The following is a 14,763-nucleotide window of genomic DNA, read 5'->3' on the forward strand; positions in this document are numbered from 1 at the left end:
ATTATAAAGTAAAGTTATAAAAAAAGCACAACTTTATGTTGTGCTTTTATATTTTTATGATTTTGATTACAGTCCAAATTGTTTTGCGAACAGGTCAGGGAATACTCCTAAAATGATGATAGAAGCTATAATTACCACCGCTACAATATTGTACGTAATTGTTACTTTTTCTGAAGTTTTGAATGTTGTTTCTTTAAAGAAAAACATGGCTATGATTAATCTCAGGTAATAAGCAATTGAAACTGCAGAACCTAAAACGGCAACCAGCACTAAAAAGGCAGCTCCGTTCATTGCCTGGGAAAATAATGCAAATTTACCCATAAAACCGGCTGTTAAAGGAACCCCAGCCATTGAAAGCATGGAGATTGCAGCTACGGTAGCCAAAAGAGGCTCTGATTTTGCCAATCCTTTAAATGCTCCAAAAGAAGTTTCTCTTTTCAATTTTTCTACCCATATCAGACACATAAATACTCCTACAGTAGATAATGAGTAAGCAAAAAGATAGAAAGCCAGATTATAAGTAGAAAGATTCGTCATTCCAAAGAATACCAATCCGATATATCCTGCATGAGAAACAGAAGAATAAGCCAGCATTCTCTTCGCATTGGTCTGTGCAAGACCCATAACATTGGCCAGAAGCAAGGTTATGATAATGAATACTCCAAGTATATTAATCCATTCGTGGGTTACTCCTGCAAAACTTATATTCATTAATCTGAAGAATGCGAAAAATCCTGAAATTTTTACAACACTTGCCATGAAAGCTGTGATCAATGATGGAGAACCATAATATACATCAGGACTCCACATATGGAACGGTGCTAATGCTACTTTAAATGCCAATGCACAAAGCATCAGGATCACCCCTAAGATGAACATTACATCTTTTGGGTGAGCAGCTCCGAAATCATGGATTTTATAGATATCAAAAGTTCCTGTACTTCCATAGATGAACGTAATACCGAATAAAAGGAATCCGGTGGCAAACGCTCCCATCAGGAAGTATTTTATAGAGGCTTCGTTTGATCTTAAATCAGTTTTATTAGCTCCGGCCATCACATACAATGGGATGGAAAGGATTTCAATACCTAAGAACAGGGTTACCAGATTCTGATATCCGAAAAGAGTAATACCTCCGCACAAAGCGAATAGCATCAATGCATACAATTCGGACTGATGGCTTCTGTGATTACTGAATGCGAAACCACCCAGAAAGAACAATAGTAAAGTAGTTACAATTGAGATTTTTGTAAATAAGGCAGTATTAGAGCCATATTCATACATATGTCTGTAATGTTCGAAAAATGAACATTCAGGCAGGAAGCTAACATATAATGCAATGATTAACCCCAAAATCCCAATGTACCTTGCGAATTTTCCTTGTTCAAAAACGCCTGAAAATAACGCAGCAACTGCAGTTAGGAAAACAATAATTAAAACACTCATAATATAGATTTGAGATTCGAGATTCGAGATTCAAGATAAAAACACTGACTTCTCAATTTCATACTCTCTTAATTTTTTAAATTATTAAATTAATCTTTAAATTTTTGAATCTTTCAATCTTTTAATTAATCAAAGATGCATAGATAAACTTCAGCGAACTACTCACCATTTCGATTACCGGTTGAGGGAAAATACCAAGTAAGATCACAAAAACCGCTAAACTGGCCAGAACAGAAAACTCCACTCCTGAAAGATCTTTCGCTGTACTCAATACGGCTTCATCTCCTTTTCCGAACATTGCCTTTCCGTAGAATCTCAATAGATAAACAGCAGAAAGAATCACAGTTAAACCTGCAATAATAGCAGCTAATACATTAAAGTCAAAGATTGATTTAATCAAAATGAATTCCCCGATAAAACCATTAGTCAACGGAACGCCCATTGAACCTAAAAGGATCAGTAAAAACAATACGGCAAATTTAGGAGCTACTTTCGCTAAACCACCCATTTGTCTGATGTCTCTTGATTTAAATCTTTTATATAAAATGTCTGCACAATAGAATAAACCTACGACATTAATACCGTGAGCAAAAGTTTGTACCAAAGCACCTTCAGCACCTTCAGTAGTAAATGTTCCTCTTAGTGTAACAACAGCAGATGCAAAAATACCTGCTACCATCAATCCAACGTGAGAGAAAGATGAATAGGCAATGATCCTCTTCATATCATCCTGGATAATTGCGATCAATGCTCCATGAAGGATTCCTACTATCGCAAGGATAATAACGATCTGCCCTGAAATTCCCATAATAGGAATAGGAGTGATCGGTAATAAATAACGGATAACACCATACACAGCCATTTTAAGCATGATCCCTGATAATAACATCGATCCCTGGGTAGGTGAGTAGGTATAGGTATCAGGCTGCCATGTGTGGAACGGGAAGATCGGTAATTTCACAGCAAATGCAAAGAATATAAACCAAAATACAACCGTCTGCTGAGTTTCATTAAGTGATGCATTGTATAGATCTGTTAAGGCAAATGATGCAGAGTGATTATACACATAAATCAATCCGGCAAGCATGAATAAAGATCCTACGAATGTATATACAAAGAACTTCGTGGTGAATTCAAATCTTTTATTTTCCTGGCCCCAAAGTCCGGCAATGAACCAGATTGGAATCAGTGTTACCTCCCAGAAAATGTAGAACAATAATCCATCCAGAGATGTGAAAACTCCTACAAGTCCAAACTGCATCAACAGGATAAGACCATAGAATGAGTTTCTGTAATTGATGTTCTCATTAAATGAAGATAAAATAATGATTGGCGAAAGGATATTGGTCAGCAATAAAAGCAGCATACTCATCCCGTCAATACCGAAATGAAGCGAGCTTTTAATAAATTGTGACCATGGATAATTGATCTCATGCTGCAATACACTATCTACGGTCGGAGTAAAATCGAAATCCGAAAGTATATAAAATGTAAGAAGCATTTGTACCAATGCAATTCCTAGTGCCAAATATTTGCTGGATTTATTTTTCCAGGCAAAAACAAGTCCCGACCCTACTAGAGGTAAAAGCAATAATGTTAATAATAAACAAGACATTATTATTGTAATATAAAGTTAACAATCAGTATAATTCCCACAGCTAAAGACATGATAAGAATGTATGTCTCAACATTTCCGTTTTGAATACGTTTCATAGATTTACCGCTGTCCTCAGCTCCTTCACCTACGAAGTCTACAAAACGATCTAGAACACCCTTATCAAACATTTTACCTCCACGTCCTAATCCTTCAACAGTTTTTACAATTAATGCATTGTAAAGTTCGTCAATATATAATTTTTTAGCAGACAGCTTTTCCCAGCCTGTATAGCTTTCTTCCGGAAGGGCTCTCTTTTGCTTATTCACATACGTGTTTTTAACGATGAACCATACCGCGAAGAACATTACAACAGTGGCTGCTAATAATATCATTTCAGTATTAAAATCAACTCCTGAAAGCGTAGCTTCCATTTGTTTGAAACTTTCTTCAGTAAGAACCGGCTTCAGCCATTCCATTAATTTTGCATAATGACCGTGGCCGATAAAGTGAGGAAGGTTAATAAAACCTCCGATAACAGAAAGAATAGCCAATACGATCAACGGTAACGTCATGTTCATCGGGCTTTCATGCAAGTGGTGTTTCTGTTCCTCAGTTCCTCTGAACTCTCCGTGGAATGTAAGGTAATACAGTCTGAACATATACGTTGCCGTAATAGCTGCCAGAATGAATAACATTACCCAGTAGATTGGATTTTTTGCAAATGCCGCTACCAGAATTTCATCTTTGGAAATCATCCCTGAAAGTAAAGGGAAACCAGAGATTGCCAGTGTTCCGATAAGGAAAGTAGCGTGCGTAACAGGAATTACTTTCTTAAGTCCGCCCATAAAACGCATGTCCTGCTCATTACTCATAGCGTGGATCACAGATCCTGCTCCTAAGAATAACAATGCTTTGAAGAAGGCGTGTGTCATTACATGGAACATCGCTGTAGTATAAGCTCCTAATCCCAAAGCAATGAACATAAATCCAAGCTGCGATACAGTAGAATAGGCCAATACTTTTTTGATGTCGTTCTGACGAAGTGCATAGAAACCTGCTAAAGCTGCAGTTAAGAATCCGATCAACAGAATTCCGCCCTGAACAGTTGGAGCCAAAGTAAATAAGAAATTAGATCTTACTACCAGGTAGATCCCCGCAGTAACCATTGTTGCTGCGTGAATTAATGCAGAAACAGGAGTTGGTCCGGCCATTGCGTCCGGTAACCATGTATATAAAGGAACCTGTGCCGATTTACCGGTAGCACCGATAAATAAACTCGCCGTAATAAAGATAATTACAGTTCCGTCCAATTCAAATTTTGAAGCGTTTTGAGATACTGAAAGATAATCAATAGCATTGGTCTGAGAAGCGATCATGAAAATACCGATCAATAAACCAAGGTCCCCAATTCTGTTCATGATAAACGCTTTTCTTGCTGCTTTACCATATTCTTCATTTGTGAACCAGAATCCGATCAATAGATATGAACACAAACCTACACCTTCCCATCCGATAAACAGGATCAGGTAATTGCTTCCCATTACTAAAAGTAACATAGAGAAGATGAAAAGATTCAGATAAGTAAAGAACTTATAGAAACCTTTATCATGGCTCATATATCCGATAGAGTATAAGTGGATCAATGATCCGATACCTGTAATGATCATGATCATCATTAAAGATAACTGATCGATCTGGAAACCAAAGTTAATCTGAACTCCATTTACTCTGAACCATTCAAAAGCTTTTACGATAACCGGCTGGCTTTCAGAATTGAAATTCATGAAAATACTTACCGCGATACAGAAAGATCCGAAAACCGCTGCAGTTGCCAATCCCCCTACTACTATTTTTGGAAGATTTTTCCCGAATAAACCGTTAATAAGAAAGCCTAAAAGTGGTAAAAGTACTATTGCATACACTAAATTTTCCATTCTTTATCCTCTTAATTTATTAAATATACTAACATCTACAGAACGGGTATTTCTATATAGCATAGCAATAATTGCCAAACCTACTGCTACTTCAGCAGCAGCAACCACCATAATGAAGAAAACTAAAAGTTGTCCATCGCTGTTTCCTTTATACGCCGAAAAAGCAGCTAATAAAAGATTTGCAGAATTGAGCATAAGCTCTACACAACCCAAAATTACAATAGCGTTTTTTCTCAATAACACTCCCAATACTCCCAAACAGAACAATACTGATGAAAGAATAATGAAATAATTTAAAGGGACGCTTTGTATAAATGTATTTACTTCTCCCATAATTTTATAAATCTTTTTTACCGATTAATACCGCACCTACAATACCTGCCAAAATAAGGATGGAAGCAAGCTCAAACGGTAAAACATATTCATTAAACAAAAGTTTACCCAGATTTTTAGTAAGACCCACACCTCTGTCTACATTTTCCACTACAATATGGTTGTCCTGAACTCCTCTGAATACTCCTAAAATACCAATCAATAATAGACCGGCTGTAAAGACTCCAATAAATTTTAAAGTATTGTTCTTCTTACTTTCGTCTTCTTTATTAAGATTAAGCATCATCAGGATGTAAAGGAACAATACCATAATCGCTCCTGCATATACGATGATCTGAATAATAGCAAGGAACTGCGCATTCAAAAGAATGTACATCCCTGCAATGGAAAACATTGTAACAATTAATGATAAGATAGCATACAAAGGATTTTTTGCAAATACAAAGTATACTGCACCTGCCACTGCTAAAAAAGCCACCAAGAAAAATAAAAACTGATCCATTATTTTACCGCATTTTTTTGTTTCTCGGATTGTCTTGTCGTGATGTCAATCCTTTCGTTTATCTTTTCAACTAATTTATCTTTTCCATAGATAAAAGAACCTCTGTTGGTTTCCACATCTACCAATCTATCGGTTAAATAAATTGCTGATTTTGGACATGCTTCTTCACACATTCCGCAGAAAATACATCTCAGCATATTGATTTCATATACTGATGCATATTTTTCTTCTCTGTAAAGATGTTTTTCTTCCTTAGTTCTTTCAGCAGCAGTCATGGTAATTGCTTCTGCAGGACATGCCACCGCACAAAGTCCGCAAGCGGTACATCTTTCTCTGCCTTCCTCGTCTCTTTTCAGAACGTGCTGACCTCTCCAGATATCTGCTCTTGGTTTCTGTACTTCTGGATACGAGTATACTGCAGGAGCTCCTTTTACAACGGTTCTTACAGCATGCTTGAATGTAATCCCCATACCTTTGAAAATCGCCGGTAAGTAGATTTTCTCAGCAAGGGTCATTTCTTTATTAGAAACAACTTTTGATCTGTTAGTAAGTTTCATTTAATTATAGATTATAGATGGTAGACTAATTCTGTCTTTTATCTTAATTTTTAATATTTTATGTCTGAATAGAGCTGCTTAAGTAAAGATAAAATTTGATTTCACTTTCAAATCAGCTCATTTCAAATGTTCAATTTTTTAATGTCCGAATGCTAAAATCAAAGCTCCGGTAACAATCAGGTTCAAAACAGCCAATGGAATCAAAGTTTTCCATCCTAAGTGCATCAGCTGGTCATATCTGAATCTCGGTAGTGTCCATCTGATCCACATAAAGATCAGAATTCCGATAATAGTTTTAACTAAAAACGCTCCGATACTTAATATTCCTGCAATATTTTCTCCCCAGTTTTGTGTTACCCACTCAATTCCCGGATAGTTATAACCACCAAAGAAAAGAACAACCATAAATGCGTTGGAGATAAACATATTTACATATTCTCCGAACATGTATAAACCTAATTTCATGGAGGAATATTCCGTAGAATATCCTGTCACAAGTTCGGATTCACACTCCGGTAAATCGAAAGGGTGTCTGTTCGTTTCTGCTAGTGCAGCAACAATAAAAATAAGGAAAGCCAACGGTTGATAGAAAATATTCCAGTTCATCCCGTCAATGTGGATAAGTCCCCACAGTTTTCCTGTTGTTTGAGCTTCAGTAATTACTTTTAAATCTAAACTTCCTGTCATCATGATGATAGAAAGCAGCGCCAATCCCATTGCCAATTCATAAGAGATCATCTGAGAAGAAGCACGGATAGCACCCAATAATGAATATTTATTATTAGATGCCCAACCTCCGATCATGATCCCATAAACCCCAATGGAAGCCATTCCGATAATGAAAAGTACGCCGACATCAATGTTAGCCACCTGAAGGTCGTAAGACATTCCTCCGATATTTAAACTTTTCCCCCAAGGAATAACAGCTCCTGTAATTAATGAAATAAACATCACCAAAGCAGGTCCCAATACGAAAAGGAATTTTTCTGCATTGGCAGGAGTAAAGTCTTCTTTAAAGAAAAACTTTCCACCATCAGCAAGAGGCTGCAGCAATCCGAAAGGTCCGGCTCTGTTAGGCCCGATTCTGTCCTGCATGATAGAAGCAACCTTTCTTTCTGCCCAGGTAGAGTAGGCCGCTATCGTTAGCGAAAGCAAGAAAAGTGCTAGTACAAGTATCAATTTAAATGTAATTAAATCCATTTTTATTATAGATGTTAGATATGAGATGTCAGATGCTAGATTTCAGATCTTTAATCTGATGTCTGTAGTCTGATATCTGAAATCTTATTAAAGTTATTTTTCGTCTTTTTCACTGATTTCTTTAGCCATAGGATTGTCTAAAACTCTTAGCTCATCCTTAGGTTTTTCATAATGGTTGAGTGAAATCACAGAATGTCTGTCGATATGTCTTGGACCTTCAATATTCCAGTCTTTCAATTCTTTTCTTTCAAAACGACATGTATCACAGATAAATTCTTCAACTTCTCCCCACTGGTCTTTTCTGGCTGTAACCCTTACCACTTCATCTCCTTTCAACCATACAACTGCTTTTCCTGAACACTTGTCACATTTACATGAAGCATTCATCGGGTTGGTAAACCAAACTCTGCTTGCAAAACGTGCGGTTCTGTCTGTAAGAGCTCCTACCGGACAAACGTCGATAACGTTCCCAATGAAATCATTATCCAAAGCTTTATTTAAATAAGTCGAGATTTCTGCGTGATCTCCTCTGAAAAGAATACCATGCTCTCTGGTTTCAGTAAGTTGATTCGCTGTAAGAACACATCTTGCACAAAGAATACAACGGTTCATATTCAGCTTGATATGTGGTCCCAGGTCATCCGCTTCGTAGGTGTTTCTTTCAAACTCCGTTCTGGTATTTTCCACACCATGTTCATATCCAAGATCCTGAAGATGACATTCTCCAGCCTGATCACAAATAGGGCAGTCCAGCGGGTGGTTAACCAATAAAAATTCAGTAACGGCTTTTCTACCTTCTTGAGCTTTATCAGAAGTAAGATTTTTCACTTCCATTCCGTCCATTACATTGGTTCTGCAGCTTGCCACCAGTTTTGGCATGGGACGAGGGTCCGCTTCAGATCCCTTAGAAACTTCTACTAAACAAGTTCTGCATCTTCCTCCACTGGTTTCCAACTTGCTGTAGTAGCACATTGCCGGAGGTACAGATTTTCCACCGATTTGTCTTGCTGCTTCCAGGATGGAAGTCCCAGGCAACACTTCAGTAGTCTGTCCGTCTATCGTTATTTTGAATTTTTTAACTTCTTCGCTCATATTATACGCTTTAAGCTTTCTGCAATAAGCAATAGGCTTTATTAATTATATTTTTTCGTATTAAATGTATATCCAATTCCGGCAAGGACTTGTCCAAAAACGAAATCTTGTCGTGCTTTATCTGGTTTATTATTCAACGTGGTTTTAATATCCCACATATTGATATATCCAAATTTTCCTTCCAGTCTTGCCATCCAGTGATTCCAGAACACAAGGTTTAAGCTGGTTCTTACATCAGTTCCCATACCGGCAACGTGAAAACGGTCACTCCTTTCATTCCCAAAAAGTCTTACGTTACTTTTGGGAAACATTACCCCAATTCCTGCTCCATAAGACCATACCAGGTCAATATTTTTCTTATTGATAAGGCTCTGGTATCTTTCAAGACCTAAGTTTTCATAGTTAAGTCCGTCTGTATGTTCGAAAGTAAGGAACTTCTCATCTGCCAGGTTTACCTGCCCGTTTTGAACCATGCCTGCATATGTAGGATCTGAAATATGTCCCTTAAAATTAACGGTTTGGTTCTGATCCATCACATACTTCATATGATCAATCCCAAGAACAAGCGCTAAATTATCTTTTATGAAATAACCAGCTCTGAAGTTGTACTGAACCACTGTAAACCACGTAGGATCAAAATATACAATTCCAAATTTTGTAGGTCTGTCATGAGCGGATACATTATTCAGCTGGAAATTATAACCATTTCCTGAAAAATTGATATCAGAATTACTGAAAGCAGCTCTGTTCCAGCCAAAGAAAACAAACATCTGACCTTTTTTGGATAGAGGGTCTGGTTTTTGTTTTTTTGGAGTTGCACCTGTAAATGTTTCCAGATTTCTTTCCACACTTAAAGTATCTTTTTCTTTTTGTCCGAAAACAAAACTCGACATCATTACGCCGATCACAAACAACTTCTTCATTTATACATTTTTTTCAACAGCCGGAATAGGATCAGCATAATTAGCCAGACCATAATTTTGAGTTAAACATAACTCTGGATTTTTGATATGCCATTCAAATTCATCTCTGAAATGGCGTATTGCTGCTGCAACCGGCCAGGCTGCGGCATCACCTAAAGGACAAATGGTATTTCCTTCGATTTTTCTCTGGATATCCCAAAGCAAATCGATGTCTTCCATCTTTCCTTGTCCGTTTTCAATCTTTTTCAATATCTTATACATCCATCCTGTCCCTTCACGACAAGGTGTACATTGTCCACAACTTTCGTGATTATAGAATCTTGCTAAAGTCATGGTATGTTCCACGATGCACTGATCTTCATCTAAAACAATGAAACCTCCTGAACCCATCATGGTTCCGGTAGCAAATCCTCCATCTGCTAAGGATTCATAGTTCATATATCTTGGTTCTCCGTTTACTGTTCTCAACAATAGGTTGGCTGGAACAATAGGAACCGAACTACCACCAGGAATACAGGCTTTTAACCTTTTTCCGTTTGGAATACCTCCACAATATTCATCAGAATAAATGAATTCTTCCACAGTGATCGTCATATCAATTTCATAAACTCCCGGTTTATTGATATTTCCACATGCAGAAATTAATTTCGTACCTGTAGATCTTCCCACTCCGATTTTTGCAAATTCAGCACCGGTAATATTAATGATCGGTACCACAGCTGCAATTGATTCCACGTTGTTAACAACCGTAGGTCTTTCCCAAAGTCCTTTTACAGCCGGGAATGGTGGTTTCAATCTCGGGTTACCTCTTTTTCCTTCCAGCGATTCAAGCAATGCTGTTTCTTCACCACAGATATAAGCTCCACCACCTCTCTGAACATAGATTTCAAGATCGAAACCTGTTCCCAAAATGTTTTTACCTAAAAATCCTGCTGCTTTAGCCTCTTCAATAGCTTCTTCCAAAATATCCGGGATCCATGAATACTCTCCACGGATGTAGATATAAGAAACATTTGAGCCTAAACAGAACGAGGAGATAAGCATTCCCTCAATCAATAAATGAGGAATAAATTCCATCAGATATCTGTCTTTAAAAGTTCCCGGTTCAGACTCATCTGCATTCACTACAAGGTGTCTTGGAACTCCTTCAGGCTTTGCCAGAAAGCTCCATTTCATCCCCGTAGGGAATCCTGCACCACCACGACCACGAAGTCCTGAAGTTTTTACTTCTTCCAAAATTTCATCGGGTGTCATCTTCAAGGCTTTTTCAGCAGCTTCGTAACCTCCCTGTTTGCGGTATGTTTCGAAATAGCGAATACCTTCTATATGTGCATCTTTAAGTAAAAGTTTTTTACTCATCGTATATTTTAATTAATCCAAAGCGATTTGCCCCTCTCTGCAAAGATCAAGGATTTCATCTACTTTTTCTATCGTTAAATTTTCATGAAAGAATTTCCCCAACTGCATCATCGGTGCATATCCGCATGCACCAAGACATTCAGCAGGTTTTAGAGTGAACATACCATCTTCAGTCGTTTCACCATCCTTAATGTTCAGTTTAGTCCTGATGTGATTCAGGATCTTTTCGCTTCCGCAAACCATACAAGGTCCCGTTCGGCAAACTTCCAAAACATATTTACCAACCGGTTTCATATTGAACATGGTATAAAAAGTAGCTACTTCATATACTTCAATTGGCGTAATACTCAATAATTCAGCAACGTAATCCATTACCGGAACATCCAGCCATCCTCCAAATTCTTTTTGTGCTAAATGCAGAACAGGAAGAAGGGCAGACTTCTGTCTTCCTTCAGGATATCTTGCGATAATTTTATGTACTTGTTCTAAACTTTCCGGTTTAAAAGCTATTGTTTCGCTCATTTTTTATCTCTTAGATTAAAGAGTAAAGAACAAAGAAAAAAGATTCTTAAGTTCGATATTCTAAATTCGTTTTTATTGGGTTGATGAAAGTCTTTTTTCTTTCATCTTTATTCTAACTTCTTATTATGCGTCTAATTCTCCCGCAATAATATTCATACTACACATGGTTACAATGGCATCAGAAATTACAGAGCCTGTAATCATTTCCGGATACGCCTGGTAGTAGATGAAACATGGTCTTCTGAAGTGTAGTCTGTAAGGACTTCTTCCTCCGTCACTCACTAAGTAGAATCCTAATTCTCCGTTTCCTCCCTCTACAGCATGGTATACTTCTCCTTTCGGAATTTCGGTTTCTCCCATTACAATTTTGAAGTGATAGATCAAGGCTTCCATTTTGTTATAAACGTCAGCTTTTTCAGGAAGATAGAAATCAGGAACATCAGCATGGAAATCCCCTTCCGGAAGATTGTTATATGCCTGCTCGATAATTTTAATAGATTCCCAGATCTCCTGTTGACGAACCATGAAACGGTCGTAGGTATCACCAGCTGTTCCTACAGGAATGATAAAATCAAAGTCCTGGTAAGAAGAATAAGGTTGTGCTACCCGAACATCATAATCTACACCTGCAGCACGTAAATTAGGACCTGTAAAACCATAGCTTAAAGCTCTTTCAGCTGAAATTGCTCCCGCACCAATGGTTCTGTCCATGAATATTCTGTTTCTTTCCAAAAGCTGGCAGAATTCAGCAAACTTCTTAGGGAAAGTTTTTAAGAAATCTTTGATCAGTTCATGACATTTCGGTGTAAGATCTCTTTCGAAACCTCCGATTCTTCCCATATTGGTTGTCATTCTCGCACCGCAGATCTGTTCGTAAATATCATAAATACGTTCTCTTTCGATGAACATATAAGTAAGTCCGGTAATTGCTCCAGAGTCCATACCAGTTACTCCGTTACAGATCAGGTGATCCCCGATCCTTGCTAATTCCATAAGAATTACCCGGATATAATCCACACGTTTTGGAACTTCAATTCCTATCAGTTTCTCAACCGTCATATGCCAGCCCAGATTGTTAATTGGAGCAGAACAATAATTCATACGGTCGGTAAGGGTCGTAATCTGGGTATAATTTCTTCTTTCAGAAATTTTTTCAAATGCCCGATGGATGTAACCTACGGTTTGCTCAGCATGAAGAATTCTTTCCCCATCCATCGTTAAAACGTTCTGGAAGATCCCGTGAGTAGCAGGGTGAGTCGGACCTAAATTGAGGGTGTACAACTGACCGTCAATCTGCTCCTTACTTTCGTATTGGTTAAGTATATTAGATAATGAGTTATCTTTCATAATATATAATTGATAATTGATAAGCGATAATTGATCATTAATCAATCATCAGCAATCATTATATTTTTATTTTATCTTCCGAACATGCTATCGTTCTTGTCGGTTCTTGTACCATCCTCAAGACGATATTCCTTCAGCATCGGGTGGTAACCAAGATCTTCCATATTTAAAATAGGTCGCAGATCCGGATGTCCCTTGAATTTGATTCCAAAGAAATCATAGGTTTCCCTTTCCATCCAGTTCGCTCCGGCATATAGATCTGTAAGAGAGTCTACCTCAATATTCTCTCTGGACATAAATACTTTAAGACGGATTCTGAAATTCGTCATCATATTATGTAAATGGTAGACTACGCCGATTTCTTTCTCCGGAAATTCAGGATAATGAATTCCACAAATATCTGTAAGGAAATTAATTTCTAAAGACGAATCCTTAAGGTAATGAATCACTTTTTTGATGTCATCTTTCTTCACTTCAACGGTAAGCATTCCATAAGGCTCTGAACTGGAAATTACAGTTTCAGGAAACTCCCTGGTGATTGCTTCTAATACAAATTCGTTCGTCATTTCCGTTTAGTTGCTTATGTTGTAAGAGTCTAATAAATTCTGATATTCAGGCATATCTCTTCTTCTGATGCTTTCGCTTTCTGCAAGAGCCTGAACCTGCATTACTCCTTCAATGATCTGCTCCGGTCTTGGCGGGCATCCCGGAACGTATACGTCAACCGGAATAATCTTATCGATTCCCTGTAAAACAGAGTAGGTGTCAAAAATACCACCGCTGGAAGCACATGCTCCTACAGCAACCACCCATTTCGGCTCAGCCATCTGAGTGTACACTTCTTTTAGGACCGGGCCTAATTTCTTGGATATAGTTCCACAAACCATCAACATGTCTGCCTGTCTTGGAGAGAAAGAGTTTCTTTCCATTCCAAATCTTGAAGCATCATATGTTGGGTTAAGAGTCGCCATAAACTCGATACCACAACAAGAGGTAGCAAATGGTAACGGCCAAAGAGAAAACTTTCTTGCCATTCCGATTACACTGCTCAGTTTCGTTGCGAAAAATCCTTCTCCTTCAAATCCTTCGGGAGCAGGTGCATCTGTTCTTATTACTGGTTTTTTATCTGACATTTTATTAAATATTTAAAGATTAAAAATTTAGAAGTTTAAAAGCATGATAAAGCTTTAAATCCATCAAATAATTAAATCTTTTTAATGTTAAAATTTATTTATCCCAATCTAGCGCGCCACGTTTCCATACATAGATAAAACCTACGAAGAAAATAGCCACGAAGGTAAGGACTGCAAGGAATCCTTCGAATCCGAATTCTCTGAAGTTAACGGCATATGGATAAAAAAATACGATTTCGATATCGAATAGAACGAACAAGACAGCTGTAAGGAAATATTTGATCGAAAAAGGGGTTCTGGCATTTCCTTCAACAGGAACACCGCACTCCCAACTTTGATTTTTCACAGAATTTCCTTTCTTCTGACGAGGTCCTAAGAAATGCGCTCCAAGCAATGAAACAGCTACAAAACCAATGGCAACGGCAGCTTGGATAAGGATCGGAATATAACTTTCAGGTAAATTCATTTTTGCATTATTATCTCAATTTGCAAATTTAGCGAATAAACAAGAAAGCATGAAATTAATAACCTTAAATGTGGAGTTAAAATGGGAAAAACCGGTAATTTAGAATTAATAAAAATAACGGTTATTTCTGCATTTTTTTGAGTAAAGAGTAAGCCATAAATGAAATATAACCGAAAAGGATACTGGCGTAAATAATATTGATTACCGTGTTTGTTTTATCGTCTCCGTTTTGGAAAAAAAAGTTGTAAATAATAAACCCGGCAATTAAAATAGCGAAGACGATGAGATGTGGTTTCATAGGAGAGGATTTATACGTTTGAGTAATTAATTGTGAGCGACGAGATACAGGATG

Annotated in this window: 16 protein-coding genes; all 16 read right to left on the reverse strand. The window is 37.5% G+C overall.

Annotated elements, in window-relative coordinates; all coding sequences use genetic code 11:
- Positions 1–66: 66 nt before the first annotated feature.
- Positions 67–1,446 (reverse strand): NADH-quinone oxidoreductase subunit N, encoded by a 1,380-nt coding sequence (locus tag PFY10_16920; GenBank protein WBV55895.1) that lies wholly within the window; start codon positions 1,444–1,446, stop codon positions 67–69.
- A gap of 121 nt (positions 1,447–1,567) precedes the next feature.
- Complete coding sequence (locus PFY10_16925) at positions 1,568–3,061, reverse strand: NADH-quinone oxidoreductase subunit M (protein WBV55896.1); 1,494 nt, start codon at positions 3,059–3,061, stop codon at positions 1,568–1,570.
- Between the two features lie 2 nt (positions 3,062–3,063).
- Positions 3,064–4,977 (reverse strand): NADH-quinone oxidoreductase subunit L, encoded by a 1,914-nt coding sequence (gene nuoL, locus PFY10_16930; protein WBV55897.1) that lies wholly within the window; start codon positions 4,975–4,977, stop codon positions 3,064–3,066.
- A 3-nt stretch (positions 4,978–4,980) separates the two neighbouring features.
- Complete coding sequence (gene nuoK / locus PFY10_16935; GenBank protein ID WBV55898.1) at positions 4,981–5,310, reverse strand: NADH-quinone oxidoreductase subunit NuoK; 330 nt, start codon at positions 5,308–5,310, stop codon at positions 4,981–4,983.
- A 4-nt stretch (positions 5,311–5,314) separates the two neighbouring features.
- Complete coding sequence (locus tag PFY10_16940) at positions 5,315–5,812, reverse strand: NADH-quinone oxidoreductase subunit J (GenBank protein WBV55899.1); 498 nt, start codon at positions 5,810–5,812, stop codon at positions 5,315–5,317.
- Positions 5,812–6,369 carry an NADH-quinone oxidoreductase subunit I gene (locus PFY10_16945; protein WBV55900.1) on the reverse strand — a complete coding sequence of 186 codons (558 nt, stop codon included), beginning with the start codon at positions 6,367–6,369 and terminating at the stop codon, positions 5,812–5,814. Before PFY10_16945 ends, PFY10_16940 begins: the two co-directional genes overlap by 1 nt.
- A 138-nt stretch (positions 6,370–6,507) precedes the next feature.
- Positions 6,508–7,569: an NADH-quinone oxidoreductase subunit NuoH gene (gene nuoH, locus PFY10_16950; GenBank protein ID WBV55901.1), complete on the reverse strand. Its 1,062-nt coding sequence runs from the start codon at positions 7,567–7,569 to the stop codon at positions 6,508–6,510.
- A 93-nt stretch (positions 7,570–7,662) separates the two neighbouring features.
- Positions 7,663–8,661 carry a 2Fe-2S iron-sulfur cluster-binding protein gene (locus PFY10_16955; GenBank protein ID WBV55902.1) on the reverse strand — a complete coding sequence of 333 codons (999 nt, stop codon included), beginning with the start codon at positions 8,659–8,661 and terminating at the stop codon, positions 7,663–7,665.
- Positions 8,662–8,702: 41 nt separating this feature from the next.
- Positions 8,703–9,584 (reverse strand): hypothetical protein, encoded by an 882-nt coding sequence (locus PFY10_16960; GenBank protein WBV55903.1) that lies wholly within the window; start codon positions 9,582–9,584, stop codon positions 8,703–8,705.
- Positions 9,585–10,943: an NADH-quinone oxidoreductase subunit NuoF gene (gene nuoF, locus PFY10_16965; GenBank protein WBV55904.1), complete on the reverse strand. Its 1,359-nt coding sequence runs from the start codon at positions 10,941–10,943 to the stop codon at positions 9,585–9,587.
- A 12-nt stretch (positions 10,944–10,955) separates the two neighbouring features.
- Positions 10,956–11,465 carry an NAD(P)H-dependent oxidoreductase subunit E gene (locus PFY10_16970; protein WBV55905.1) on the reverse strand — a complete coding sequence of 170 codons (510 nt, stop codon included), beginning with the start codon at positions 11,463–11,465 and terminating at the stop codon, positions 10,956–10,958.
- A gap of 123 nt (positions 11,466–11,588) precedes the next feature.
- A complete protein-coding gene (gene nuoD / locus PFY10_16975) occupies positions 11,589–12,812 on the reverse strand; it encodes an NADH dehydrogenase (quinone) subunit D (protein ID WBV55906.1) in 1,224 nt (407 codons plus the stop codon).
- 71 nt (positions 12,813–12,883) lie between these two features.
- The gene (locus PFY10_16980; GenBank protein ID WBV55907.1) at positions 12,884–13,378 is read right to left on the reverse strand and encodes an NADH-quinone oxidoreductase subunit C; all 495 of its coding nucleotides are present in this window, start codon (positions 13,376–13,378) and stop codon (positions 12,884–12,886) included.
- Positions 13,379–13,384: 6 nt separating this feature from the next.
- Positions 13,385–13,945 carry an NADH-quinone oxidoreductase subunit B gene (locus tag PFY10_16985; protein ID WBV55908.1) on the reverse strand — a complete coding sequence of 187 codons (561 nt, stop codon included), beginning with the start codon at positions 13,943–13,945 and terminating at the stop codon, positions 13,385–13,387.
- 94 nt (positions 13,946–14,039) lie between these two features.
- A complete protein-coding gene (locus PFY10_16990) occupies positions 14,040–14,411 on the reverse strand; it encodes an NADH-quinone oxidoreductase subunit A (protein ID WBV55909.1) in 372 nt (123 codons plus the stop codon).
- Positions 14,412–14,532: 121 nt separating this feature from the next.
- Positions 14,533–14,709, reverse strand: coding sequence for a hypothetical protein (locus PFY10_16995; protein WBV55910.1), 177 nt, complete (start codon positions 14,707–14,709; stop codon positions 14,533–14,535).
- Positions 14,710–14,763: the final 54 nt, after the last annotated feature.

Origin of the sequence: Chryseobacterium daecheongense (assembly GCA_027920525.1) — a bacterium.
Lineage (GTDB): Bacteria > Bacteroidota > Bacteroidia > Flavobacteriales > Weeksellaceae > Chryseobacterium > Chryseobacterium proteolyticum.

Excerpts from the sequence above, each read along its gene's own strand:
- PFY10_16980 (WBV55907.1), bottom strand. The coding sequence starts at position 13,378 with ATGACGAACGAATTTGTATTAGAAGCAATCACCAGGGAGTTTCCTGAA.
- nuoH (WBV55901.1), bottom strand. The coding sequence starts at position 7,569 with ATGGATTTAATTACATTTAAATTGATACTTGTACTAGCACTTTTCTTG.
- nuoK (WBV55898.1), bottom strand. The coding sequence starts at position 5,310 with ATGGGAGAAGTAAATACATTTATACAAAGCGTCCCTTTAAATTATTTC.
- PFY10_16995 (WBV55910.1), bottom strand. The coding sequence starts at position 14,709 with ATGAAACCACATCTCATCGTCTTCGCTATTTTAATTGCCGGGTTTATT.
- PFY10_16955 (WBV55902.1), bottom strand. The coding sequence starts at position 8,661 with ATGAGCGAAGAAGTTAAAAAATTCAAAATAACGATAGACGGACAGACT.
- PFY10_16985 (WBV55908.1), bottom strand. The coding sequence starts at position 13,945 with ATGTCAGATAAAAAACCAGTAATAAGAACAGATGCACCTGCTCCCGAA.
- nuoD (WBV55906.1), bottom strand. The coding sequence starts at position 12,812 with ATGAAAGATAACTCATTATCTAATATACTTAACCAATACGAAAGTAAG.
- PFY10_16990 (WBV55909.1), bottom strand. The coding sequence starts at position 14,411 with ATGAATTTACCTGAAAGTTATATTCCGATCCTTATCCAAGCTGCCGTT.
- PFY10_16920 (WBV55895.1), bottom strand. The coding sequence starts at position 1,446 with ATGAGTGTTTTAATTATTGTTTTCCTAACTGCAGTTGCTGCGTTATTT.
- PFY10_16940 (WBV55899.1), bottom strand. The coding sequence starts at position 5,812 with ATGGATCAGTTTTTATTTTTCTTGGTGGCTTTTTTAGCAGTGGCAGGT.
- PFY10_16945 (WBV55900.1), bottom strand. The coding sequence starts at position 6,369 with ATGAAACTTACTAACAGATCAAAAGTTGTTTCTAATAAAGAAATGACC.
- nuoL (WBV55897.1), bottom strand. The coding sequence starts at position 4,977 with ATGGAAAATTTAGTGTATGCAATAGTACTTTTACCACTTTTAGGCTTT.
- nuoF (WBV55904.1), bottom strand. The coding sequence starts at position 10,943 with ATGAGTAAAAAACTTTTACTTAAAGATGCACATATAGAAGGTATTCGC.
- PFY10_16925 (WBV55896.1), bottom strand. The coding sequence starts at position 3,061 with ATGTCTTGTTTATTATTAACATTATTGCTTTTACCTCTAGTAGGGTCG.
- PFY10_16970 (WBV55905.1), bottom strand. The coding sequence starts at position 11,465 with ATGAGCGAAACAATAGCTTTTAAACCGGAAAGTTTAGAACAAGTACAT.
- PFY10_16960 (WBV55903.1), bottom strand. The coding sequence starts at position 9,584 with ATGAAGAAGTTGTTTGTGATCGGCGTAATGATGTCGAGTTTTGTTTTC.